This is a genomic window from Ramlibacter sp. G4-7, assembly GCF_057784995.1.
Genome location: NZ_JBYNTT010000032.1, coordinates 1 through 24,314, shown reverse-complemented (window position 1 = coordinate 24,314; position 24,314 = coordinate 1). Strand labels below are relative to the sequence as shown.

Annotated in this window: 24 protein-coding genes; 11 read left to right on the top strand and 13 right to left on the bottom strand. The window is 70.1% G+C overall.

The annotated features are described in order from the left end of the window. Positions 1–117: 117 nt before the first annotated feature. From AC3EGR_RS25155 to AC3EGR_RS25130, 6 genes are all read right to left on the bottom strand, one after another. A complete protein-coding gene (locus AC3EGR_RS25155; RefSeq protein WP_488549272.1) occupies positions 118–2,058 on the bottom strand; it encodes an MFS transporter in 1,941 nt (646 codons plus the stop codon). 174 nt (positions 2,059–2,232) lie between these two features. Next, the gene (locus AC3EGR_RS25150; protein WP_488549271.1) at positions 2,233–3,480 is read right to left on the bottom strand and encodes an FIST signal transduction protein; all 1,248 of its coding nucleotides are present in this window, start codon (positions 3,478–3,480) and stop codon (positions 2,233–2,235) included. 9 nt (positions 3,481–3,489) lie between these two features. Then, positions 3,490–4,134: a PhaM family polyhydroxyalkanoate granule multifunctional regulatory protein gene (locus AC3EGR_RS25145; RefSeq protein ID WP_488549270.1), complete on the bottom strand. Its 645-nt coding sequence runs from the start codon at positions 4,132–4,134 to the stop codon at positions 3,490–3,492. 56 nt (positions 4,135–4,190) lie between these two features. Then, positions 4,191–4,643: a copper chaperone PCu(A)C gene (locus AC3EGR_RS25140; protein ID WP_488549269.1), complete on the bottom strand. Its 453-nt coding sequence runs from the start codon at positions 4,641–4,643 to the stop codon at positions 4,191–4,193. A 26-nt stretch (positions 4,644–4,669) separates the two neighbouring features. Continuing rightward, positions 4,670–5,470, bottom strand: coding sequence for an enoyl-CoA hydratase/isomerase family protein (locus AC3EGR_RS25135; RefSeq protein ID WP_488549268.1), 801 nt, complete (start codon positions 5,468–5,470; stop codon positions 4,670–4,672). Continuing rightward, positions 5,467–6,300, bottom strand: coding sequence for a TraB/GumN family protein (locus AC3EGR_RS25130; protein ID WP_488549267.1), 834 nt, complete (start codon positions 6,298–6,300; stop codon positions 5,467–5,469). The genes AC3EGR_RS25135 and AC3EGR_RS25130 overlap by 4 nt, the downstream gene beginning before the upstream one ends. A gap of 243 nt (positions 6,301–6,543) precedes the next feature. Here AC3EGR_RS25130 and otsB point away from each other — a divergent pair, with 243 nt between their 5' ends. The 4 genes from otsB to AC3EGR_RS25110 all read left to right on the top strand — a co-directional run bounded on the left by otsB (position 6,544) and on the right by AC3EGR_RS25110 (position 11,212). Further along, positions 6,544–7,284 (top strand): trehalose-phosphatase, encoded by a 741-nt coding sequence (gene otsB, locus AC3EGR_RS25125; RefSeq protein ID WP_488549266.1) that lies wholly within the window; start codon positions 6,544–6,546, stop codon positions 7,282–7,284. Beyond that, positions 7,281–9,086, top strand: a complete 1,806-nt coding sequence (locus AC3EGR_RS25120; protein WP_488549265.1) for a glycoside hydrolase family 15 protein — start codon at positions 7,281–7,283, stop codon at positions 9,084–9,086. The genes otsB and AC3EGR_RS25120 overlap by 4 nt, the downstream gene beginning before the upstream one ends. 10 nt (positions 9,087–9,096) lie before the next feature. Next, positions 9,097–10,500: an alpha,alpha-trehalose-phosphate synthase (UDP-forming) gene (otsA, locus tag AC3EGR_RS25115; RefSeq protein ID WP_488549264.1), complete on the top strand. Its 1,404-nt coding sequence runs from the start codon at positions 9,097–9,099 to the stop codon at positions 10,498–10,500. 175 nt (positions 10,501–10,675) lie between these two features. Continuing rightward, entirely contained in the window at positions 10,676–11,212 is a 537-nt protein-coding gene (locus AC3EGR_RS25110; RefSeq protein WP_488549273.1) for a fasciclin domain-containing protein, read from the top strand. Between the two features lie 10 nt (positions 11,213–11,222). On the opposite strand, the gene AC3EGR_RS25105 is transcribed toward AC3EGR_RS25110, so the two are convergent. The 4 genes from AC3EGR_RS25105 to AC3EGR_RS25090 form a co-directional block, all read right to left on the bottom strand. Then, entirely contained in the window at positions 11,223–12,941 is a 1,719-nt protein-coding gene (locus AC3EGR_RS25105; RefSeq protein WP_488549263.1) for an OPT/YSL family transporter, read from the bottom strand. A gap of 43 nt (positions 12,942–12,984) precedes the next feature. After that, positions 12,985–13,365, bottom strand: coding sequence for a hypothetical protein (locus tag AC3EGR_RS25100; protein WP_488549262.1), 381 nt, complete (start codon positions 13,363–13,365; stop codon positions 12,985–12,987). A gap of 68 nt (positions 13,366–13,433) precedes the next feature. Continuing rightward, positions 13,434–14,402, bottom strand: coding sequence for a Bug family tripartite tricarboxylate transporter substrate binding protein (locus AC3EGR_RS25095; RefSeq protein ID WP_488549261.1), 969 nt, complete (start codon positions 14,400–14,402; stop codon positions 13,434–13,436). Between the two features lie 2 nt (positions 14,403–14,404). Beyond that, positions 14,405–15,433 (bottom strand): fumarylacetoacetate hydrolase family protein, encoded by a 1,029-nt coding sequence (locus AC3EGR_RS25090; RefSeq protein WP_488549260.1) that lies wholly within the window; start codon positions 15,431–15,433, stop codon positions 14,405–14,407. 96 nt (positions 15,434–15,529) lie between these two features. On the opposite strand from AC3EGR_RS25090, the gene AC3EGR_RS25085 reads away from it, so the two are divergent. From AC3EGR_RS25085 to AC3EGR_RS25075, 3 genes are all read left to right on the top strand, one after another. After that, positions 15,530–16,315, top strand: coding sequence for an IclR family transcriptional regulator (locus tag AC3EGR_RS25085; protein WP_488549259.1), 786 nt, complete (start codon positions 15,530–15,532; stop codon positions 16,313–16,315). After that, entirely contained in the window at positions 16,312–17,280 is a 969-nt protein-coding gene (locus AC3EGR_RS25080) for a DUF3108 domain-containing protein (RefSeq protein WP_488549258.1), read from the top strand. Before AC3EGR_RS25085 ends, AC3EGR_RS25080 begins: the two co-directional genes overlap by 4 nt. 119 nt (positions 17,281–17,399) lie before the next feature. Next, on the top strand, positions 17,400–17,672 hold the full coding sequence (locus tag AC3EGR_RS25075; RefSeq protein ID WP_488549257.1) for a BTH_I0359 family protein: 273 nt from the start codon (positions 17,400–17,402) through the stop codon (positions 17,670–17,672). A gap of 45 nt (positions 17,673–17,717) precedes the next feature. On the opposite strand, the gene AC3EGR_RS25070 is transcribed toward AC3EGR_RS25075, so the two are convergent. Next, positions 17,718–18,773 carry an AbrB family transcriptional regulator gene (locus AC3EGR_RS25070; protein ID WP_488549256.1) on the bottom strand — a complete coding sequence of 352 codons (1,056 nt, stop codon included), beginning with the start codon at positions 18,771–18,773 and terminating at the stop codon, positions 17,718–17,720. A 20-nt stretch (positions 18,774–18,793) separates the two neighbouring features. On the opposite strand from AC3EGR_RS25070, the gene AC3EGR_RS25065 reads away from it, so the two are divergent. Then, a complete protein-coding gene (locus AC3EGR_RS25065; protein WP_488549255.1) occupies positions 18,794–19,534 on the top strand; it encodes a ChaN family lipoprotein in 741 nt (246 codons plus the stop codon). Positions 19,535–19,586: 52 nt separating this feature from the next. Here the strand turns inward: AC3EGR_RS25065 and aptA are convergent, their stop codons facing one another. After that, positions 19,587–20,918 carry an omega-aminotransferase AptA gene (gene aptA / locus AC3EGR_RS25060; RefSeq protein WP_488549254.1) on the bottom strand — a complete coding sequence of 444 codons (1,332 nt, stop codon included), beginning with the start codon at positions 20,916–20,918 and terminating at the stop codon, positions 19,587–19,589. Between the two features lie 36 nt (positions 20,919–20,954). Continuing rightward, positions 20,955–21,719, bottom strand: coding sequence for a DUF4197 domain-containing protein (locus AC3EGR_RS25055; RefSeq protein ID WP_488549253.1), 765 nt, complete (start codon positions 21,717–21,719; stop codon positions 20,955–20,957). A gap of 87 nt (positions 21,720–21,806) precedes the next feature. Between AC3EGR_RS25055 and purU the strand changes: the two genes are divergently transcribed. The 3 genes from purU to AC3EGR_RS25040 all read left to right on the top strand — a co-directional run. Next, complete coding sequence (gene purU, locus AC3EGR_RS25050; RefSeq protein ID WP_488549252.1) at positions 21,807–22,655, top strand: formyltetrahydrofolate deformylase; 849 nt, start codon at positions 21,807–21,809, stop codon at positions 22,653–22,655. Positions 22,656–22,693: 38 nt separating this feature from the next. Then, the gene (locus AC3EGR_RS25045; RefSeq protein ID WP_488549251.1) at positions 22,694–23,566 is read left to right on the top strand and encodes a LysR substrate-binding domain-containing protein; all 873 of its coding nucleotides are present in this window, start codon (positions 22,694–22,696) and stop codon (positions 23,564–23,566) included. A 26-nt stretch (positions 23,567–23,592) separates the two neighbouring features. Next, positions 23,593–24,314, top strand: a 722-nt coding sequence (locus tag AC3EGR_RS25040; protein ID WP_488549250.1) for a S1C family serine protease, incomplete at its 3' end; no start/stop codon positions are given.

Sequence of the window (24,314 nt, the reverse complement as noted above, 5' to 3'; positions counted from 1 at the left end):
GGCCTTGCCGGCCTGGACTCACTTCTACAACTGGCACCGCCCCCACCACGGCATCAACCTGGTGTCACCCGTGTCTCGGCTCCCGATTCCTCGAAAGAACCTGTTGACACTTCACAGCTAGGCTGCCAGCAGCTGCGCCACCCGCTGCTGCAGCAGCTCCGGCTGCACCTGCTGCGCCGGCAGGGCCGGCCCCACGTGCAGCCCCACCCGATTGAACATGCCGCGCCGGAACGGGCGCACCATCGCGCCGTCCTTCTCGATGCGGCTGAAGAAGGAGCCCCACAGGTTCGTCAGCGCCATCGGCACCACCGGCGGAGACAGTCCTTCTTCCCGGGCGCGTTCGACGATCTTCATGATCCCGCCCTTGAACGGCTGCAGCTGCCCGTCGCGCGTGATCGAGCCCTCCGGGAAGATCGCGAGCAGGTCGCCCTCGCGCAGCACCTGCGCGGCGCGCTCGAAGGCCGCTTCGTACACGCCCGCATCTTCCTTCTGCGGGGCCACCGGGATGGCCTTGGCCAGGCGGAACACCCACCCCAGCACCGGCACCTGGAAGATGCGGTGGTCCATCATGAAGTAGATGGGCCGCGGGCTCGCAGCCATCAGCAGCACGGCGTCGACGAAGCTCACGTGGTTGCACGCGAGCACGGCGGGGCCGGCGACGGGGATGCTTTCCTCGCCGCGCACGCGGAAGCGGTAGACCATGTGGCTCAGCACCCAGGCCAGGAAGCGCAGCAGGTACTCCGGCACCAGCAGGAAGATGTAGGCGGCCACCAGCGCGTTGGCGATGCCGGTGAACAGGAAGACCTGCGGGATCGTCGCACCGGCGCCAAGCAGCGCGCCCGCGATCAGCGAGCTCGCGATCATGAACAGCGCGTTGAGGATGTTGTTCGCCGCGATGATGCGGGCACGGTGCGTGGGCTGCGCCCGCAGCTGGATCAATGCGTACATGGGCACCGAATAGAGGCCGGCAAACAGCGACAGCAGGACCAGGTCCGCCATCACGCGCCAGTGCGCCGGGATCGCCAGGAACTGCGCCACCGTGAGCGCGGCCGACGGCGGCAGCCCGCGCGCCGCGAAGTACAGGTCCACCGCGAACACCGTCATGCCGATGGCGCCCAGCGGCACCAGGCCGATGTCCACGTGCCGGCGCGACAGCATCTCGCACAGCAGCGAGCCGACGCCGATGCCGATGGAGAACACCACCAGGAGCAGGGAGGCGACCTGCTCGTTGCCGTGCAGCACCTCCTTGGCGAAGCTGGGGAACTGGCTGAGGAAGACCGCGCCGAAGAACCACATCCAGCTGATGCCCAGCAGCGAGCGGAACACCACCAGGTTGCCGTGCGCGAGCTTCAGGTTGCGCCAGGTCTCGGTGAACGGGTTCCAGTTGATGCGCAGGCCGGAGTCGGTCGAGGGCGACGCCGGAATGAATTGCGCGGCCAGCCGGCCGGCCAGCGCGAGCGCGATGCAGCACGCGCCCACCCAGTGCGCGCCCACCTGCGGCACGGCGATGAGCAAGCCCCCGGCCACGTTGCCCAGCAGGATGGCGACGAAGGTGCCCATCTCCACCATGCCGTTGCCGCCGGTGAGCTCGCGCTCGCCCAGGTGCTGCGGCAGGTAGGCGAACTTCACGGGGCCGAACAAGGTCGAGTGCAGGCCCATGAGGAAGGTGCACGCGAGCAGGATCGTCACGTTGGCGGCGAAGAAGCCGGCCGCGGCCAGCACCATGATCGCGACCTCCAGCCACTTGACGAAGCGGATCAGGCTGCGCTTGTCGTACTTGTCCGCGAGCTGGCCGCTGGTGGCGGAGAACAGCAGGAAGGGCAGGATGAACAGCGCGCCGATCACCAGCCCCGCCATCGCAGGCGGCAGCCAGGCCACCTGCAGCTGGTAGGTGACCATCACGGTGAATGCGAACTTGAACAGGTTGTCGTTGGCCGCGCCGGCGAACTGCGTCCAGAAGAAGGGCGCGAAGCGCCGCTGCTTGAGCAGTGCGAACTGGTTCGGGTGCGCGTGCGCTTGCGCCGGCGCGACCGCTTCTTCGGCAACGAAGGTGCTCATTCGCCTTTTCTCCTCCGCTGCGGATCATGGACCATGCCCGGTCCGGCGGCCATAGTGCGCGCGCGGGCAGCCGGCGAGTGGTGCCAAACTGCCGGCCAAGAGGCGCGAACGCCACACGCTGGTGCTGGCGATGCGTGACCGGGAGTTCGGCGCCTTCCGGCCGGTGCGCCGCCGCTAGCGGAACACCGTGAGCACGCCGGTGTAGCCGTACAGGTGCGTGCGGGCGATCTCGCCGCCGGCGAAGAAGCCCACCAGCGGCACGTCGCCGAGCGCCCGCCGCACCACCTGCAGTTCCGCGCTGGGGCCACCGAAGTGCGGGCCGCCGCGGCCGGCGCAGCTCACGTACACCGCGCCGGCGATCTGGCGCGCGGGGTTGGGCGCGCTGGCCGCCTCGGACGAGGCCAGCGCGCTGGCAACGGCAAGCGACAGCTCCTCCGGCTCCAGCTCCTCGCGGATCTCCGAGCAGATGCGCACCAGGTCGGCACGCGCGGCTTCCACGTTGCGGCGGCAGAACGCCAGCTGCATGCCTTCGTCCACGCGCTCGGCGATGGCCACGCCGCGCCGGTTCGGATCGAGCCCGATGATGTGGCGCACCACCACGTCGGCGCCGAAGTTGCCGGTGCGGCTCACCACGTCCTCGGACGCCTGCGTGAGGCCGACCAGCGTCTGGCGCAAGGCGGCGATGGCGGACTGCGGCGCGTCCAGCGTGAGGTTCAGGTCCTCCAGCAGCACGTCCAGCGCCGGCTCGCCATCGAGCTGCGTGACGAGGTTGCCGTCGGCGCCGGTGATGCGGCGGGCCGGCGCGACCGGCTGGCAGCCTTGCGTGACGCGCGAGACCAGCTGCACGCCCTCGCCGAAGGCGACGCCCGACAGGCCGCCGGTGAACACGCCGCCCGCCTTGCCGTGGCCGCGCAGGTTGCCGTTGCCGCCGATGGCGAACTGCACGACCTCGGAACGGCTGGACGCCAGCCCGCCGAACAGGTAGCCGGTCGCCGTGCGGTCCGCCATTTCCGCGATCAGGTCGGCCAGCTCCGGCGTTCCCGCATCGGCGTGGACGAGCGCCGTGTGCGGCCGGAAGCTGGCCGGCAGCGGCGAGACGCCCGAGAAGACGCGGTACTGGTCCGAAGGCACGGCGCACAGCATCACCGCGAGCGCCGGCTCGTCGAAGTACTCCACGTTGGACGAAGCGATGCCCACGCCGACGGTGCCGGACCAGTCGGTCACCGTGGGCAGTTCAGCGCTGAAGTGATCCAGGATCGCTTGCGCCGAGCCTGCATAGTGGTCGGTGATGTACAGCAGCCCCAGCGTGGGGTTGGCCGCGTAGCCGTGCAGCGTCATTTGCGCGCGCAGCTGCGCCAGCACGAGGCCGGCGGCCAGCTCCCATTGCGGATGCGTGGCGTGGCCGAACGGGAACAGGCGCATGGGGAACTCCTACGACGCCGGCGCGCGCTTGCCCGCGCTCTTGCGGGCGGCGCCCTTCCTGGCCGCCTTGCGCGCCGGCTTGGCGGCGGCGGGAGCCACGCTCTTTGCGCTCTCCACGCTGGCCTTCTGGGCCACGTCCTTCATCGCATTGACGGCAATTTCCTGGAACTGCTGCGTGAGCGCGCCCCACCATTGCAGCGGGTCCACCGGTGCTGCGCCGCCACCGGCATCCCCGTTGCCCCTGGCTGCCTTGGGCCTGGGTGCCTCGCCCGCGGCCTCGCCCTTGCCAGGGGTGGCCACGTCTGCCGGCGCCGGCTTCTGGGCGGCGGCGGCCGCCTTCTCCGCCGGCTTGACCTTGAGCGCATTGGCGACCTCGCCCATGCTGAAGTTCATGCCTTGCAAGGTGGCGAGCGTCATCTTCTGCACTTCCAGGGCCTGGATCGTGGCTGCCAGCGCCTTGCCGTTCTGGTCCAGCCAGAAGTGCACTGCCTTCAGTTCCTGGATGCGCTTGTCCAGTTCCTCCACGTTCAGCGTGGGCGCGATCCAGTTGGACAGGCTCGGCAGCTGCGGCAGCGACGCGCCCTTCGCAAGGCTCTGCAGGAAGTCGAAACCCGGGACCAGCTTGGCAAAGCCGTAGTTCGTGTTGTCACTCATGGCGCGCTCCTCTGGGTGCTTTGGCCGTGAGCTTAACCCCAGTTCCCGGCAAGGGGTTAGTGCTTGTGCGCCGTCGGTGCGGCGAGCGCGATCGGGACGTTCACCGGCAGCTTGCGCTCCTTGCCCTGGCCGTCGCGGAAGCGTAGGGTCATTGCGACGCTGCTGCCGGGCTTGAAAGGCGCCTTGAGGTCCATCAGCATGAAGTGGTAGCCGCCCGGGCCGAGCTGCAGCGGCTGGCCCGCGGCCAGCGGCAGCGTCTCAACGGCACTCATCTTCATCACGTCCCCGACCATCTTCATCTGGTGGATTTCCACGATGCCCGCCGCCGGTGTCTCCGCCCCCAGCAGCGTGAGCGGCTCGCGCGCGGTAAGCGTCATGAAGGCGCCGGTGGAGTCCTGGCCGGCCACCGTGCCGCGGGCCCAGGCGCCCTGGATGGCCACGGGCGCGGGCGCCCCGGCATGGGCAGCAAAGGCGCAGGCGAGCAGCAGGGAGGCGAACGCGGTCTTCATGCCGGGATTATCCCCGCCGCCGCACCTCAGAAGCTGGGCGGCCGTCTTTCCCGCAAGGAGGCCAGGCCTTCGTGCACGTCGGGCCCGCCGAAGCCCATGAACTCCAGCGCGAGGGAGGTGTCGAAGTTCGGGCCCGCCTGGCGCAGCCAGTTGTTCAGGGCGTACTTGGTCCAGCGGATCGCGCTCTGGCTGCCCTGCGCGAGCCGGTCGGCGATGTCGTAGGCCCTGGGCAGCAGCTGGTCGGCGTCCACCGCCAGCGAGACCAGGCCGATGCGTTCGGCCTCTTCGCCGCTGACGGGCTCGCACAGCAGCAGGTAGTACTTGGCCTTGGCCATGCCGCACAGCAAGGGCCACACGATGGCCGCGTGGTCGCCCGCCGCGACGCCCAGGCGCGTGTGGCCGTCGACGATCTTCGCGTCGCGCGCCGCCACGGAGATGTCCGCAAGCAGGCCGGCCACCAGCCCCGCACCCACCGCCGGCCCGTGCAGCGCGCTCACGATGGGCTTGTCGCAGTTGATCACGTTGTAGACCAGGTCGCGCGCCTCCTTCCACACGCGCGAGCGCGTCTCGAAGTCGTTGGCCATGTCCTGCACCAGCGCGAGGTCGCCGCCGCCGGAAAAGCCCAGGCCTTCGCCGCGCAGCACGGCGCAGCGCACGCTGTCGTCGGCGCCCACGTCGCGCCAGATCTCGGCCAGCTCGCGGTGGCCCGCGTGCCCCGCCGTCGGCAGCTTGCCGTTGGCCGCCTTCATCTGGATGTCGAGCACCGTGTCGCCGGGGCCGCGGCGCGCGATGTTGAGGGTGTCGTAGCGGCTGTAGTCGATGGTCATGGCCTGGCCTGCGAAGGAGGAAAGGGGATGCGCTGCACGTCGAAGCCGCGGCCCTGCAACAGCCCTTGCAGGGCCTGCGGGCCCGTCATGTGCAAGGCGCCGACGGCGGCAAAGACGCGCCGGCCCTGCGCGTGCAGCGCGGCCAGCCGGTCGGCCAGGGGGCCGTTGCGCTCGTCGTTCAGGCGCTGCAGGTAGCGGCGCTCCTCGGGCGTGTCCATGCACCGGCACCAGTCGGGATAGGTGGCGAGCGCGCGCTCGTCGCCATCGGCCCAGGCCTGCAGCAGGCGGCGCATCACGGTGCGGCCTTCGCCGGATTCGATCTCGGCCAGCGACTGCGCCAGCAGGACGCGCTCGTCGGCTTCGGTGGCGGGCGTGAGCGCGGCCACTTGCGAGGCGGGCGTTTCCAGTCCCACGACCGGCGTGCCCAGGGATCCGGCCATGCCCCAGAGGATGGCGTCGACGGCGAGCTCGGGATGGAAGCCATCGCGCCGCGTCTGGTACAGGCTCAGGCTCGTGACCTGCAGGATGGGCCGCATCGCCGCGAACCCGGCGGTGGGCACGCATTCGCGCACGGCGGCACGGGCGATGCGGGGTCCCAGCCCGGCCAGCACGCGCTCGTTGCGCGCGACGTCACCCGGCGCGGTGAACACCTGGGCCAGCGCCGGATCGCCGGGGTCGAGTTCCAGGGCCAGCAGTTCGCTGTCGCGCAAGGCGCGCTCCACGGTCGGCCCCGGGACCACCCACTCGGGACGGCTCACGTGCACGGTGCCGTACAGGTAGGAGCTGCGGCCATCCCGCGTGAGCCGCCACAGGAAGCCACGGTCGCGCACGTCCGCGCGCAGCTGTTCGGGGCGCAGATTGTCGAGAGTGGGCGCCGGCGGCGGGCAAGAAGTCTGCGCGTGGGCCAGGCCCGCCCCGAGCAGCAGGCACAATGCGAATCCAGCACGAACCAAGGAAGAAGGCAGCCCCATGGCCGGGCATTGTGCGCCAGCCCTGGCGTAGGAAAACTCTTACCCCGTGCGGTGTCCAGCCGGTCTGGCGGGGCGCACCCGGCTTTGCTACGGTCACGCTGCATGACGCTCGTGGAGATCCTCCATCCCTCCTGCGCCCTGTTCCTGGATTTCGACGGGACCATGGTCGACATCGCACCACAGCCCGACGCCGTGCACGTGCCCGGGCCCCTTCTTGCCGTGCTGCGGGAGGTCCATGCCTACCTGCACGGTGCCGTCGCGGTCATCTCCGGGCGCCCGATCGCCCAGATCGATGCCTACCTCGAGCCGGTGAAGCTGGCGGTCGCCGGCGTGCACGGCACGGAGCGGCGCGGTGCCGACGGCCAGGTGCACCTGCTGAACACGCACCCGCTGGACCATGTCGAGGACGCGGCCCGTGAACTCGCCGCCCTGCACCCGGGCCTGCTGGTGGAAAACAAGCGCGGCTCGCTGGCGCTGCACTACCGCCAATCCCCGGAACTGGAGGGCGTGTGCGTCAGGGCCATGCAGCACGCGGTCGACGAGTCGCCCGGACTCACCCTTTTGCGCGGCAAGATGGTGGTCGAGGCCAAGCCCGGCGGTGCGAGCAAGGGGCGGGCGATCGAGGACTTCCTCGCGGAGCCGCCTTTTGCCGGCCGCACGCCGGTGTTCATCGGCGACGACGTCACCGACGAGGTCGGCTTCTCCACGGTGCAGCGCCTGGGCGGCCTGGGGATCAAGGTGGGCGAAGGGGCCACGGTCGCGTGGCAGCGCGTGGCCGATCCGACGACGCTGCGAAAAGAACTGGAGGCGGCCCTGGCCGCCCGTACAACGAGAACCGCATGAACAACAAGCCCAACCTGGTGACGCCGAACTCCCTGCAGGTCGGCATGATCGGCAACTGCGCCTACAGCGCGCTCATCGACCAGCAGTCGCGCATCGTCTGGTGCTGCCTGCCGCGCTTCGACGGCGACCCGGTGTTCAATGCGATCCTCGACCCCAGCGAGAACGGCAGCATGTGGGCCTTCGAACTGGAGGACTACGAGCGCACCGAGCAGGCCTACGAGCCCAACACGGCGGTGCTGCGCACCCGCATGTACGACCGCAAGGGCCAGGGCATCGAGGTCACCGACCTGGCGCCCCGGTTCTGGAGCCGCGGCCGCACCTTCCGCCCGCTCACGCTGGTGCGCCGCGTCAAGGTGATTTCCGGCTCGCCGCGCATGCGCGTGCTGCTGCGGCCGAAGTTCGACTGGGGCCGGGCCAAGCCCACGGTGACCCAGGGCAGCACGCACATCCGCTACGTCTCGGGCAACAACACCCTGCGGGTGAACACCGACGCGCCGATCTCGTACGTGCTGGCGGAAACCTTCTTCGTGGTCGACCGGCCCATGAACTTCATCATGGGCCCGGACGAGACCCTGGCCGGCGGCATCGAGGACACCGCCCGCCTGTTCGAGCAGGAGACGGTGGCCTACTGGAAGCAGTGGACCCGCGCGCTGTCGCTGCCGCTGGAGTGGCAGGACGCCGTGATCCGCGCGGCCATCACGCTCAAGCTCTCGCTGTTCGAGGACACCGGCGCGATCGTCGCGGCGATGACCACCAGCATCCCGGAGGCGCCCGGCAGCGGCCGCAACTGGGACTACCGCTACTGCTGGCTGCGGGACGCCTTCTTCGTCGTGCGGGCCCTGAACTCCATCTCGGAAGTGGCGACGATGGAGGAGTACCTGCGCTGGCTGATGAACGTGGTGATCCGCTCCGGCGGCGGCCACATCCAGCCTCTGTACGGCATCGGGCAGGAGGAGAAACTGCCCGAGTTCATCCTCGACCACCTGCCCGGCTACCGGGGCTACGGTCCCGTGCGCGTCGGCAACCAGGCGCAGGAACACTTCCAGCACGACGTGTACGGCAACATCCTGCTGGGCGCGGCGCAGGCGTTCCACGACCACCGCCTGCTCAAGCGGGCCGGCCGCGCGGAGTTCGCGCACATGGAAGCGGTGGGCGAGCAGGCCTTCAAGATCTACGACACGCCGGACGCCGGCATGTGGGAGCTGCGCACGCGCGCCCGCATCCACACCTCCTCGGCGCTCATGAGCTGGGCAGCGTGCGACCGCCTGGCCAAGATCGCGGCGACGCTGGGGCTGCCGGAGCGCATCCGCTACTGGCGCGAGCGCGCCGACGTCATCCGTTCGCGCATCCTCAAGGAGTCCTGGAGCGAGGAGCGCCAGGCCTTCGCGGAGAGCTTCGGCGGCCGCGACCTCGACGCCAGCGCGCTGCTCATGGCGGAGGTCAACATGATCGACCCGAACGACGCACGCTTCATCGCCACCGTCGACGCGCTGGACAAGTCGCTCTGCGACGGGCCCTACATGCGCCGCTACGAGGCGGCCGACGACTTCGGCAAGCCGGAGACCGCGTTCAACATCTGCACCTTCTGGCGCATCGACGCGCTGGCGCGCATCGGGCGCAAGGCGCAGGCGCGCGAGATCTTCGAGGTCATGCTCAAGAGCCGCAACCACCTGGGCCTGCTGTCCGAGGACACGCACCCCGTCACCGGTGAGATGTGGGGCAACTTCCCGCAGACCTATTCCATGGTGGGCACGATCAATGCAGCGGTTCGCTTGTCGGCGCCCTGGGACACGGTGATCTGACGGAGGGGCCATGAGCCGCCTGGTCGTCGTTTCCAACCGCATCGCCGACCCGCGCAAGACAGCCGCCGGGGGGCTGGCGGTGGCGCTCGCGGAGGTGCTGAACAACACCGGCGGCCTGTGGTTCGGCTGGAGCGGCCGCGTCGTCGACCACAGCGAGGACGACGACGTGCGGCTGCAGCAGGCCGGGCCGGTGAAGCTGGCGATGGTGGACCTCACCCAGGTCGACCACGACGCCTTCTACCTGGGCTACTCGAACGGCGTGCTCTGGCCGGTGTTCCATTACCGGCTGGACCTCGCCGACTTCGACGCCGGCTACATCGCGGGCTACCGGCGCGTGAACCAGCTGTTCGCGCGCAAGCTGTTGCCGCTGCTGCGCGAGGACGACGTGATCTGGGTGCACGACTACCACCTGATCCCGCTGGCGGCCGAACTGCGCGCGCTGGGCTGCACGCAGCGCATCGGCTTCTTCCTGCACATCCCGCTGCCGCCGCCGCTGATCCTGGCGGCCATCCCCGGCCACGACTGGCTGGTCCGTGCCCTGTTCGCCTACGACCTGGTCGGCTTCCAGAGCGAGTCCGACCTGGACCACTTCGCCCGCTACGTGGAGACCGAGGCGCACGCGCAGCGGCTGGAGGAAAAGCGCTGGCGCGCGTTCGGCCGCACGGTGCACGCGGGCGCCTTCCCGATCGGCATCGACGTCGAGGAATTCAAGCAGCTCGCGGCCGGCCCCGAAGCCGTGGAGATGTACGAGCGCATGAAGCGCGAGTACTACCGGCGCAAGCTGCTGGTGGGGGTCGACCGCCTGGATTACTCGAAGGGCCTGCCGCAGCGCCTGCGCGCCTTCCGCGAGTTCCTGGCGAAGAATCCGGAGCTGCGCTCCAGCGCCACGCTGATCCAGATCGCCTCGCCCAGCCGCGAGAACGTGGGGGCATACACCGACATCCTGCACGAGCTGGAAAGCCTGTGCGGCTCCATCAACGGCAACTTCGGCGAGCTGGACTGGATGCCGGTGCGCTACATCCATCGCACCGTGCCGCGCGCGCGCCTGCCCGGCCTGTACAAGGCCAGCCGCGTCGCGCTGGTCACGCCACTGCGCGATGGCATGAACCTCGTCGCCAAGGAATTCCTGGCGGCGCAGGACGAGGACGATCCCGGCGTGCTGGTGCTCTCGCGCTTCGCCGGGGCCGCGGAGCAGTTGCGGGAAGCGCTGCTGGTGAACCCCTACGACACCGAAGGCACCGCCACGGCCATCCTGCTGGCGCTGCAGATGCCGGTGGAGGAACGGCGCGAGCGGCACCAGGCGCTCATGCGCACGGTGCGCAAGTACGACGTGCATTGGTGGTGCGAGAGCTTCCTCGCCGCCCTGGACGAGGCGCGCGCGGAGGAAAAAGGCACTTCCTGGCTGCGGCTCTGAATCCACCGGCGCGTCTCCCGCGTATTGGCAGGTGAGCGGGCCGGATACGGCTCCTCTTCCGACAACTCAGGAGCGCACCATGCAACGTCAACGTCTTCTCGCGGCCGCCTGCGCCGCCACCGTCCTCGCCGCCTTCGCCGGCACCTCCTTCGCCGAAGGTTATGGCCACGGCGTCATGATCGACCAGAACGCCTCCGCGGCGGGCTCGACGGCCACCATGGGTGCGATGGGCACCAAGATGGTCGGCGGCGCGCCCATGTATCCCGGCAAGGACATCATCGACAACGCGGTCAATTCCAAGGACCACACCACGCTCGTCGCTGCCGTGAAGGCTGCGGGCCTGGTCGACACGCTCAAGGGCTCCGGACCGTTCACGGTGTTCGCGCCCACCAACAGCGCGTTCTCCATGCTGCCCGCCGGCACCGTCGATTCGCTGCTCAAGCCGGAGAACAAGGGCATGCTCACGCAGGTGCTGACCTACCACGTGGTGCCGGGGCGCATCGACGCGCAGGCGCTCGCGCAGCAGATCCAGGCCGGCGGCGGCAAGGCGATGCTGAAAACCGCCAGCGGCGGCACGCTCACGGCCACGATGCGCGGGCACGATGTCGTCGTCTGGGATGCCAAGGGCGGCTCCGCGGTGGTAACCACCAGCGACGTGTACCAGTCCAACGGCGTGATCCACGTCGTCGACCACGTGCTGCTCCCGGGCTAGCAGCAGGCCCCTAGAGCACCGTCGCGAGCAGCCCCGCGGCCCCGATCGCGAGCGCCGCCAGCGCGTCCCCCGCGATCAGGCCACCGCCAAAGAGCGAGGTCCCGCTCATGTCCTCGGGCAGGTCCTGCCGCTGGGTCCCGCGCGCCTGCACGAGGCCGGCGAGGATCCCGCCCGCCCCGAACCACAGCGAGGCCTGCAGCGGCAGGAAGCCGCCGAAGGACACGGCATACGGGGACGGCAGCAGGATGGCGTCGACGAGGAAGCTGCGCGGCTTGCAGCGCTTGCGCGCGACCTCGATCGCGAGTCCGATGGCCACGCCCACCAGGATGGCCGTGCGCTGGTACGGCTTGTCGTCGGTGAGGCTGCGCAGCACGCCCACGAACTTGTAGGTCATCGCGGAGGTCCACTCCGCCGGCTGCTCGCCGGCCTTGAGCACCGTCTGGTCCTGCAGCAGCACGGGGTAGGCCGCCATGAAGAGGCGCGCGAACACCACCGCCAGCACCGCGCCGACGAGGATGCCGAGGACCTGGTAGCGGAACTGCAGCACGCGCGGCGTGCCCAGGCGCCAGCCCGTGGAGCGGTCCTGCTGCATGTCGCAGGCCACGCTGGTGGATACGAGCAGCACCGCCCCGGCCATGAGCCCCACCGCGGGATCGGCCAGCCCGAGCAAGGCCATGACCACCACGGAGACCACGAAGGCGGAGGAGATCGGGTTGGAGTCGCTGATGCCCACCGAGATGCCGTTGACCATCGCGAACAGGAACACCAGCACGATCGCGAGCAGCTGGAAGAACACGGGCTGTCCGAGCAGGAAGTGCCCCGCGCCCACCGTGCCGGCCGCCCAGGCGAGGACCCAGGCCACCAGCCGTCCGCGGTGCACGCGGCGCCACCCGTCGAGCGGCGCCTGCGGCACGGCCTGCGCACGCGCGCGCGGCAGGGCGCGCCAGAAGATCAGCGCGAGGTCGACCGCCGCCGCGCCCATGATCAGGCCCAGGGCGATGAGGAAGGTGATCTTGCGAAAGGGATCGCCCGGCTCCAGCCAGCCGATGCGCACGAAAAAGGGCTGCAGCGCCCAGGCCAGCACGCCGCCCACGATCGCCGCGGTGCCTATGCGCGGGCCGACCACCAGTCCCGCACCGAGGGTGGAAGCGGAGAAATGGATGTTGCCCAGCCACGCGAGGCGGTTGGCGGCCAGCCCGGTGGCGAGGCCGGCCGCGACCCCGCCGCCCAGCCGCCCCAGCGAGCGGCGCAGCAGCAGCGGGTCGGTCAGCGCGCGCAGGATGTTCGCGACGGCGAGCCCCGAGGGGAAGGCGAGCTGCAGCCGGTCGACCAGCACCGGCGTGTACAACATGCCCACGCCGACACCGAACATGCCGATGCAGGTGAAATAGGCCACCAGCTTCCAGGCGGGGGGCTGCGGCAGTCCCATCCACACCATGGCCTGCACCAGCACGCCCATCGCGCTCATGCTGGCGACCGACGCGGCCGCGGTCTGGATGTAGTTCGCGCCGTGCCGCCCCGAGGCGCCGTAGCCCGCGGTGACGGCGGAGCCGAGCAGGCCCGCCAGCACCTGTCCGCCGACGAACACGCCCAGCGAGAAATTCATGTACGCCGCGGTCACGCCGGCCAGCGGCCCCAGCACCAGGATGCCGGTGGCGGCAAGCAGGAGGTGGTAGGCCCAGGAGCCCTCGGCGGGCAGCCAGGCCCAGCGCGGTGCGGCGGCCTTCATCGGGCCGCAGTATGCGGGACGCGGCTGTCCCGCGGGGAAGCGCTCAGGCGGGGTCGGACGACATCAGCCACTCCATCGCGTCCTCGTAGTCGAGGAAGGCGCGGATGCGGGAGAAGCCGTAGCTCGCCGCGAGCAGGGTGAAGAAGCGCGCGTTGTCGAAACGCTCGCGCGGGCACAGCACCGCCGTGCGGCGCAGGAAGGTGTGGCGAAAGCCGATGAGGCTGCCGGCCAGTTCGTGCAGATCCTCGGCGCTCAGGCGGCCGACGACGTTGCGGATGTCGATGAGCACCTCGTACGTCTCCAGCGGGGCGGCGGCGGCGGCCACCTGCGCCAGCAGGGCCTTGCCCATGGCGAGGTCGACCTGGCCGTCCGTGCTCACCCGCAGGAAGTCCGGCGGCTGGATCACGCGGACGTTGATGCTCATGGCCGGATTGTTCCGGCCGTCCGTGCACGGGCGCATTGGACGAAGGTCCGATGCCCCCGCGGACGCGATCAATCCAGCTTGACGCCGGCGGCCTGGATGATGGGACCCCAGCGCTTCGCCTCGGCCCGCGCCAGCGCCTTGAACTGCGCCGGCGTGCCGGGCAGGATCTCCATGCCGAAGTCCGCCGCGCGCTTGCGCACCTCGGGGCTGGCCAGGGCCTTGTTCAGCTCGCTGTTGAAGCGCGTGACGATCGCGTCCGGCAGGCCCGCCGGACCCAGCACGCCCTGGAAGGCGAAGACCTCCGTGTCGCGCACGCCGGACTCGGCCAGCGTCGGCACGTTCGGCAAGGCGGCGGCGCGCGCCGCGGAGCCGATGGCCAGCACGCGCACCTTGCCCGACTGCATCACGGACAGGCCGCCGGCCAGGTCCAGGAACATGCAGGGGACCTGCCCGCCCATCACGTCCTGCAGCGCGGGCGCCATGCCGCGGTAGGGAATGTGCGTGATGAAGGTGCCCGTGCGGTTCTTGAACAGCTCCATGGCCAGGTGGTGCGGCGAACCGTTGCCGGGCGAGCCGTAGTTCACCTTGCCGGGGTTGGCCTTGGCATGGGCGATGAACTCCTGCACCGTCTTCGCCGGGAAGGACGGGTGCACCACCAGCGCCAGCGGGAAGCGGCCGATCGCGCCCAGGTAGCTGAAGTCCTTCTCGGGGCTGAAGGGCAGCTTGCCGAACAGGTGCTCGTTGAAGGCGAGGATGGCGTTGTCCGCCGACATGACGGTGTAGCCGTCGGGTTTGGCGTGGGCAACCAGGTCGCCGCCGATGTTGGTGGCGGCGCCGGGGCGGTTGTCGACCAGCACCTGCTGTCCGAGCGCGGGACGCAGCGCCTCGGCCACCGCCCGGGCGATCACGTCGGTGCCGCCGCCGGCGGGATACGGCACGATCCAGCGCACCGGCTGGTCGGGCCAGGATTGCGCCACCGCGGACAAGGGCGTGGCGAGCGCCGCGGCGGACGCGGCGAGGAAGTTTCTCCGTTGCATGCTTACTTCTCGGTGGGGGAATCCTGCGGGCCCGTGACGCGCTGCTCGATCGCGCCGAACACGCTCTGGCCGTCCTTGCCCTTCATCTCGATGCGGATCGTGTCGCCGAAACGCATGAATTCGGTGGAGGGCTTGCCGTCCTGGATGGTCTCGATCGCGCGCTTCTCGGCGATGCAGCTGTAGCCCTTGGGCCAGTCCATGCGGCCCTTGCCGTCGCTCACGCCCTTGTTGCTCACCGTGCCGGAGCCCACGATGCTGCCGGCGCGCACGTTGCGGGTCTTGGCGACGTGGGCGATCAGCTGGCCGAAGTGGAAGGTCATGTCCGGCCCGGCGTCGCACATGCCCACCTTGCGGCCGTTCCAGGCGCTTTGCAGCACGAGCTGGATGCGGCCGCCCTGCCACGCGTCGCCGAGTTCGTCGGGCGTCACCGCCACGGGACTGAACGCCGTCGCGGGCTTGCTCTGGAAGAAGCCGAAGCCCTTGGCCAGCTCGTTCGGGATCAGGTTGCGCAGGCTCCAGTCGTTGGCGATCATGAGCAGGCGCACGCCGTCCAGCGCCTGCTCCGGCGTCGCGCCCATGGGCACGTCGCCCGTGACGACCGCCACTTCGGCCTCGAAGTCGATACCCCAATCCTCGTTGAGGAAGTGCGCATCCTCCTGCGGTCCGAGGAAGTCGTCGCTGCCGCCCTGGTACATCAGGGGATCCTCGTAGAAGGTCTTGGGCACTTCGGCGTTGCGCGCCGCGCGCACCAGCTCCACGTGATTGAGGTAGGCCGAGCCGTCGGCCCACTGGTAGGCGCGCGGCAGCGGCGCCATGCACTGCGCGGGATCGAAGGGGAAGGCATGGCGCGCCTTGCCGCCGTTGAGGGTGTCGTACAGGTCCTGCAATTGGGGGGCGAGGAAATTCCAGTCGTCCAGGACCTGCTGCAGGCGGTGCGCGATGCCGGTCGCATAATGCGCCGACTGCAGGTCGCGCGAGACCACCACCAGCTGCCCGTCGCGCGAACCGTCCCTGTACGTTGCCAATTTCATCGATGGACCTCGGTTGGGGGATGCGCTAGAGTCCGCCCGGACCATTACGCATAGTGAAATGAATTTACCTAATCGTAATTCTAGCGGGTGCCGGGGATGAGCGCCGCAGGGGAGCGCGCAGGCATTCAATCGGTCGAGGTCGGCTTCGGTCTGCTGCAGGTGCTGGGCGCGGCGGACGGGCCGCTGATGCTGCGCGACCTGGCGCGGGCGGCGAACATGAGCGCCGCCAAGGCGCACCGCTACCTCGTGAGCTTCCAGCGCCTGCAACTGGTGGTGCAGGACGCGGCAAGCACGCGCTACGACCTCGGGCCGGCGGCGCTGAAGCTGGGGCTGGCGGCGCTGGAGCGGCTGGACGCGGTCAAGCTCGCCCGCGAGCGCGTGGCGCGCCTGATGGAGGAAATCGGCCACACCCTGGCCCTGGCCGTCTGGGGCAACCACGGACCGACCATCGTGCACTGGGAGGAATCCCCGTCGGCCGTCACGGTGAACCTGCGTTTGGGGGATGTGATGCCGCTGCTCACGTCCGCCACCGGCCAGTGCTTTGCCGCCTACGCACCCAAGGAGGCCATCGCTCCCATGCTGAAGGAGGAGATGGCGCGCGCGCAGAAGCAGGGCCGCACCGACGTGCCCGGCACCCTCGCGGAAGTGCGCGCCCTGCTGGAGCAGGTGCGCCAGCGCGGCGCCTCGCGCGTGGTCGACACGCTGCTGCCCGGCATCGTGGGTTTCTGCGTGCCGGTTTTCGATTCCGACGGCCACATGGCGCTGGGCATCGTGGCCCTGGGGCCCTCGGGAAGCTTCGACCCGGAGTGGGGCGGCGCGGTGGACGCCCCGCTGCGGCGCGTGGCGGCCCAGCTCTCGAGCGACCTGGGCCACCGCAAGTGAACCCTGGCCGGCACGGGCGGGCGCGGCAGCTGGTGCTGCTCACCGTCGCCGTGCTGGCCGTGCACCTGGCCGTGCTGCGACCGCACGCGCCCGTGCTGGCGCCGCAGCGGGAGGCGGCGACGCGTTTCCTCACGCGCAGCATCGCGGTGCCGCCGCCACCACCGGCCGCGCCGGTGCCCGTCGCGCAGGCTGCGCCTTCCCCGCCTGTGCCTGCGCGCTCCGCGCCGCCGCGCACCGGCCGGCCCGGCACCACCGGCAAGCCGCCCGCGGCGCCCCGCCCGGCGCCTGCCGGCAACCAGCCTGCGTCCTCGCCCTGGCCCGACGCGCTCACCGCCTGGCCGTCGGCGGTCCTGCACTACACGCTGGAGATCCGCACGCGCGGCGTCACCAGCACCGGCCAGGCACACCTGGACTGGCGGCAGGACGGCGCGCGCTACCAGGCGCGCCTGGAACTGGCGGCGGCGGGGCTGCGGCCACGGGTGCAGCAAAGCAGCGGCGCGATCGGTGCGCACGGCCTGGCGCCCGAACGTTTTTCGGACCGCTCGCGCGGGGAGCAGGCCACCCATTTCGACCCGGAGGGCGGCCGGGTCGTCTTCAGCAACAACCGGCCGCAGGCCGACTGGGTGGCGGGCATGCAGGACCGCCTCAGCGTGCTGCTGCAAGTCGCGATGCTCGCCGCGGCGCGGCCCGCGCAGCTGGTGCCCGGCGCACAGCTGGCCATTCCCACCGCGACCACCCGGGAAGCCGACGAGTGGTTGTTTCGCGTGGTCGGGGAGGAACGACTCGCACTGCCGGGCGGCGAGGTGCCCGCGCTCAAGCTGGAACGACCGCCGCGCCGGGAGTACGACCAGCGCATCGAACTGTGGCTGGCTCCCGGACAGGCTTACGCGCCCGTGCGCCTGCGTCTGACAAACCCGGACGGTGGCTCGGTCGATCAGCGCTGGTCCTCAACCGACAGGCCATGAGTCCGCGTCCACCTAAATTACGTCCATGGCCAATCCGGCCGGTGCCTGCGGGGAACCTCTTTGAGTGCCACACTTGAATCGGAGCCCGATGCAGCCAGCTAAAGGCAAAAGGAACGCTCATGCAAATGCTTTATGACTCCGATTCTTTCGTGGTGGTGCACCTGCAGGCCAATGAACCCGCCGAGGGCGAAACGCTGCCGAGCAGCGTGCGCCATGGCTTCGAGATCGTCGACAAGCGCTCCAACAAGGAGGTCTACCTCGACGGCACCTGGGCCGACGCCTTCCAGCGCCAGATCAACGCCTGGCAACTGAACACCCCCACGCAGGAAGAAGTGGAAGAGACGCTGGACGGCTATGCCGAGCTGGCCCAGAACCCTCTGGTCATCCACTGACGGGCACCGAATCCAAGGTTGAGCGCGGCTTCGGCCGCGTTTTTTTTAGCCCGGGGGACGCACGCGCCGGTACAGCGGCTCGACCAGCACCAGCACGGCCACGAGCCGGCAGACCTGGAAGGCGGTGACCACGGGAACGCCGAGCTGCAGCACCTTGGCGGTGATGGCCATCTCGGCAATGCCGCCGGGCGAGGTGGTCAGCACCAGGGTCGCCGGGTGCAGATGGGTTCCCCAGCTCAGCAGGAGCGCCACTGCCGCGCACAGGACGACCATGGCGAGGGTGCCCAGCGCCACGTCCAGCAGCCAGCGCGGCGCGGCACGCAGGAACTCGCGCTGGAAGCGCACACCCAGGCTGACGCCGATCAGCAACTGCGCCGCGTTGGTGAACTCGCGCGGCATCGCCGACCACTCGATCCCCGCCATCGTGATCCCCATGCTCACCAGCAGCGCGCCCATGAACCAGGGGTTCGCGCGGCCGGTGCGGGCCATGAGCCAGCCGCCCGCCGCCGTCAGCACGGCAAGCAGCGCCAGCCCGCGCCAGTCCACGAAGCGCGCGCCGGGCAGGCTGGTGTCGATGCCGTGCAGGCCGGAGTACTGGAAGGCGATCGGCACCACCAGCGTGACGATCACCAGCCGCACCGTGTGCGCCGCGGCCACCATGTCGCTGCGCCCGCCTTCGCGCTCGGCCAGCAGCGTCATCTCCGAGGCGCCGCCGATGGAGCCCGAGAAATAGGTGGTGGCCCAGGCGCTGCCCGCGCCGCCGTGCATGCGCCGGGCATGGCGCGCATGCAGCCAGCGGCCGAAGCCCCAGCCCAGGGCCAGCGCCCACACGATCGCCAGCAGGATCGCCCACCAGAGGCTGGCGACCAGCGCGGTGACCTGCGGCGTGAAGTACAGGCCCAGGGAGGTGGCGATCAGCCACTGGCCGGCGTTGCGCAAGGGCGGCCAGGTCCGCGTGGGCGCGCCGGCGATGGACGCCAGCGAGGTGGCCAGCGGGCCGATCATCCAGGGGAGCGGCGTACGCAACCAGGCGCACACGAGGGCGGCCGCCAGGGCCAGCAACAGCGTGCCGCCAGCGCGCAGGAACACGGACAAGGACATCGGGGGCGTAGTATCCCCGCATGCGCCTGAACCTCGCCGTTGCGGCCTGCGCCCTGCTCGCGGGCTGCGCGGCGGCCCCCGCCCTGCCCGATGTCGCCGGTGTCGACGCGCTCCTGATCGGCGAGCAGCATGACGCGAGCGCGCATCCCGGCCTGCACGAACGCTGGGTCGCGTCCCTCGCCGGGAACGGCCGCTTGGCCGCGGTGGCGCTGGAGATGGCGGAACGGGGAACGTCCACGGCGGGCCTGCCGGCCGGCGCCAGCGAGTCCGACGTGCAGCAAGCGCTGCGCTGGAACGCGCAAGGCTGGCCCTGGCCCCGCTACCGCCCGGCCGTGATGGCCGCCGTGCGCGCGGGGGTGCCCGTGCTGGGCGCCAACCTGCCGCGCGAGCAGCAGCGCGCCGCCATGCAGGACGTCAGCCTCGACCAGCTGCTGCCGGGGCCTGCGCTGAAGGCGCAGCAGCAGGCCGTGCGCCTGGGGCATTGCGAGATGCTGCCCGAAAGCCAGATCACGCCCATGACGCGCATCCAGATCGCACGCGACCGGGCGATGGCCGAAACGATCGCGGGCGCCCTTGCCCCCGGCAAGACCGTGGTGCTGCTCGCGGGCGCCGGCCACGTGCAGGAGGACGTCGGCGTGCCCCGGCACTTGCCGGCCACGGTACACGCCCAAACGCTGGCGCTGCCGGGGGAAGCGACCGGAAAGGACTACTGCGAGGAGTTCCGGCGGCAGTTGCCACCCCGGATGTCCTCCCGGCCCTGAGGAGCCTGCCCCGGACCCGATCCAGGGCGATCCATGCGGCGCCGGATCCGGTTCAGGCGTGCTTGCGGATCGAATCCGCCAGCGTGTTCACCAGCCGGTCGATGTGGCTCTTCTCCACGATGTACGGCGGGGCGATCACCAGCACGTCGCCGGCGGGGCGCACCAGCGCGCCCTTCTTGAAGCAGTCGATGAAGATGTCGTAGGCGCGCTTGCCCGGCGTGCCGGGAAGGCCCGTCAGCTCCACCGCCGCCGCCAGCCCCAGGCTGCGGATGCCGACCACGTTGGGCAGGCCCTTGAACGTGGAGTGGAAGGCGTCGCCCAGCACCTTGCCCATCTCGGCGGCGCGCGGGAACAGGCCTTCCTTCTGGTACAGGTCCAGCGTGGCGACTGCGGCGGCGCAGGCCACCGGGTGGCCCGAGTAGGTGTAGCCGTGGAAGAACTCGATGACGTGCTCCGGCGCGTCGGTCTTCATCATCTGCTCGTAGATCTTGTCGCGGCAGATCACGCCGCCCAGCGGGATCACGCCGTTGGTGACGCACTTGGCGAAGTTCAGCATGTCCGGCACGACGCCGTAGAAGTCCGCGCCGAAGTTAGTGCCCAGGCGGCCGAAGCCCGTGATCACCTCGTCGAAGATCAGCAGGATGCCGTGCTTGTCGCAGATCTCGCGCAGGCGCTTGAGGTAGCCCTTGGGCGGCAGGTACCAGCCGGCCGAACCGGCCACCGGCTCGACGATGATCGCTGCCACGTTGCTCGGGTCGTGCAGCGGCAGGAGGCGGTTCTCCAGCTCCGCGAGGAAGTCCTCCTTCGATTCCGGCTCCTGGTTGTGGATGTAGGCATTGGCCGGGTCGTGGATGAAACGCAGGTGGTCCACGCGCGGCAGCAGCGCCGTGCCGTACACCTTGCGGTTGGCCGGGATGCCGCCCACGCTCATGCCGCCGAAGCCGACGCCGTGGTAGCCCTTCTCGCGGCCGATGAAGACGTTGCGGTGGCCTTCGCCGCGGGCGCGGTGGTAGGCCAGCGCCACCTTCAGCGAGGTGTCCGCCGCCTCGGAGCCGGAGTTGCAGAACAGCACCTTGTTCAGGTCGCCGGGGGCCATCGCCGCGATCTTTTCCGCCGCGAGGAACGCCTGGTCGTTGCTGGCCTGGAAGGCCGTCGCGTAGTCGAGCGTGTCGAGCTGCTTCTTGATCGCCTCGTTGATGGGCTTGCGGTTGTGGCCCGCACCCACGCACCAGAGGCTGGAAATGCCGTCGACGACCTCGTGGCCGTCGTGCGTGGTGAAGGTCATGCCATCCGCGCGGGTGAACACGCGGGGTTCCTTGCGGAAGTGGCGGTTGGGCGTGAAGGGCAGCCAGTGGCTGTCCATGTTGAAGTCGTTGTAGGCCATGCGAGACTCCTGGTGGCGAGCCCCCATTCTGCACCGCTAGCGCAACGCGCCGAACACCTTGCCGAGGATCGCGCTGCCGGTGCCGACCGGGTCGCGGCGGATCTTCTTCTCCTCCTCGCCGATCATGAAGTAGAGGCCGTCGAGCGCCTTGCGCGTGACGTAGTGGTCCACGCTGGGATCCTCGGGCTGGTACAGGCCCAGGCCCTGCGCCTTGCCCGTGAGCCGGTCGTACTGCTTGACCAGGCCCACCTGCGAAGTCGCCTGGTGCACCGCCGGCAGGAAGCTGCCGGAGAGCGGCTCGCGCGTCTTGTCGGCGAAGAACTCCGTGACCGAGGTGTCGCCGCCGGTGAGGATCTTCTTGGCGTCGGCCACGCTCATGTTCTTCACGGCGTTGACCAGCAGGTTCTGCGCCATGGGCACCGCGGATTCGGCGGCGCGGTTCAGCGAGACCTCCAGGTCGTCCAGCTGCCGCCCCATGCCGAGGCTTCGCAGCAGCCTGGCGGCGTCGAGCAGCGCCTTGGGCAGCGGGATGTGGACTTGCGGGTTCGCGAGGAAGCCGTCGTGGCGACCGAGCAGCTTGACCGCGGCGGTCGCGCCGGTCTCCAGCGCCGTCTTCAAGCCGCGGCTGGCGTCCAGCTCGCTGATGCCGGCGAGTCCTTGTGGCCCGCCCTGGGCGGGCTGTCCGGGCGCGCCGCGCGGCCGGATGAAATCGTCCAGGAGCCCCTGGAGGCTCTGGCTGCGCGCCGGCGCGGCAAGCAGCAGGGCCGCCGGCAAGGCGGCGGAGAAGTGACGGCGTCGCATGGTCCCCAACGTTCGTTGTTCTGGCTGGGGCATCATGCCCATCCCCGCGCCGGGCCGTCAATCGCGCGCCTGCCACAATCGCAACATATGTCGGCAGCCTACATCCTCACCCTTTCCTGCCCGGACCGGCCCGGGATCGTCCACGCCGTCTCCGGCTTCCTGCTGGAGCGCGGGGGCAACATCGAGGAGGCGGCGCAGTACAACGACCATGCCACCGGCCTGTTCTTCATGCGGGTGCGCTTCGCCTGCGGGCAGCTGACGCAGGACGACCTGCGCCTGCAGCTGAAGCTGTTCGCCGAAGGCTTCCAGATGGACTGGAAGCTGCACGCCTCCACCCAGCCGATGAAGACCGTGATCTTCGTCAGCAGGGACGGCCACTGCCTGAACGACCTGCTGTTCCGGTGGAAGAGCGGCCTGCTGCCGCTGGACATCCGGGCCATCATCTCCAACCACCGCGACTTCTACCAGCTGGCCGCCAGCTACAACGTGCCTTTCCACCATATCGCGCTGACCGGCGCGACCAAGGCGCAGGCCGAGGCGCGCCAGTACGAAGTGATCGAGGCCGAAGGCGCGGAGCTGGTGATCCTGGCGCGCTACATGCAGATCCTGTCGGACGACCTGTGCCGCAAGCTCTCGGGCCGGGCGATCAACATCCACCACAGCTTCCTCCCCAGCTTCAAGGGCGCCAAGCCCTATTACCAGGCGCACGAGCGCGGCGTTAAGCTGATCGGAGCCACGGCGCACTACGTCACCGCGGATCTGGACGAAGGCCCGATCATCGAGCAGGACGTCGCCCGCGTGGACCACTCGTACTCGGTGGAGCACCTCACGGCCACGGGCCGAGACACGGAAAGCATGGTCCTGGCGCGCGCGGTGAAGTGGCACAGCGAACACCGCGTGCTGCTCAATGGCCACAAGACGGTGATCTTCAAGTGACGCGCCGCGTCCTCCCCGCGTAGGCGGGACCCACCCCCATGTCCGCGCCGCGCATCCCGCCCATCCAGTGCCTCGTCACCTTCGAGGCCCTGGCGCGGCTGCGCTCCGTCACGCAGGCGGCCGACGAACTGTTCGTCACGCCCAGCGCGGTGAGCCATCGGGTGCGCCAGCTCGAACAGATCCTGGGCGCCAAGCTGTTCGGCCGCGCCGATTTTTCGCTCACCACCGAAGGCAGCGAATACCTGGCGCACGTGCGCGAAGGGCTCGCGGTCCTCGGGCGTTTCCCGGGCCGGGATGCGACGGGCGGCAAGCGCAAGCTGCGCGTGGCGGTGACGCCCACCTTCGCGCGCTCCATGCTGATGCCGCGGCTGCGCGGCTTCATCGACGCCTACCCGGAAGTGGATCTCACGCTGCAGGTCTCCATCCCGCTGCTGGACGTGGTGGCGGAGGACGCGGACCTGATGATCCGTTTCGGCAGCGGCCGCTACGCCGACGTCGAGCACCTGTGCCTGCTCACGGACGAAGTCACGCCGCTCGCCTCGCCCGCGTACCTGCGCGAGCACGGGCCCTTCGACAGCCCCGAGGAGCTGCTCGCGGCAAAGTTGATCAGGAGCCCGCTGGAACCCTGGCGCACCTGGTTCCTCGCCCACGGGATCGACGCCCCCGAGCCGGCGGAAGGCTCCACCTTCAACGACATCGGGCTCATGTGCGACGCCGCGGCCCAGGGCCTGGGGATCGCGCTGGTGCGCCTGAAGCTGGGGCAGCCCTGGATGGACAACGGCAGCCTGGAGCGCCTGTCCCCGCGCAACGTGCCCAGCCCGCACGCCCACTACCTGTGTTGGCGAACCGGCACGATGGACCGCTGGGAGTGTGCAGCCTTCACGGACTGGCTGCGCCGCAGCCTCGCCTGAGCGCGGACGCTGCTAGATTCCGGAACATGGAAGCGGGACGGCGCAGGTTCAGGCTGGCGGTGGCGGCGGTGGCGACGCTGGTGGCGGGCGCCGCCGGCGCGCAGCGTGTCGCGCTGAATCCCGAGGACCTCTACGAGCGCATCGCCCCCAGCGTCTGGCTGGTCGAGACGCTGGACGAGGACGGCAAGGGCAGCCTGGGCAGCGCCGTGGTCATCGCGCCGACCGAGCTGATCACCAACTGCCACGTGGTGGGCAAGGCCAAGGTGATCGCGGTGTCGCACGGCGGGCCGCGCATCCGCGCCACCCTGCGCTACAAGGACCCGGAGCGCGACCTGTGCCAGCTCAGTGCCGCCGGCCTCGCCGCGCCGGTCGTGGAGATCGCCGAGGAAGCATCGCTGCGGGTGGGTTCCAAGCTGTATGCGATCGGCAACCCGAGCGGCATGACGCTGACCCTCAGCGACGGCCTGCTCTCGGGGCTGCGGCGCGACAAGGACGGCAAGCTGCAGGCGGTACAGACCACGGTGCCGATCTCGCCCGGCTCCAGCGGCGGCGGGCTCTTCGACGCCTACGGCCGCCTCGTGGGCATCGTCACCTTCTTCTTGAAGGACGCGCAGAACCTGAACTTCGCGCTGCCGTCGACGTGGATCGCGGAGCTGCCGCGGCGGGCGGGCGGCGACTACGTCGCGCGTGCCCCGGCGCCGCGCCCCGCGGTGCCGCCGCCGGCACCGCGCGCGGCGCCCGCTCCGGC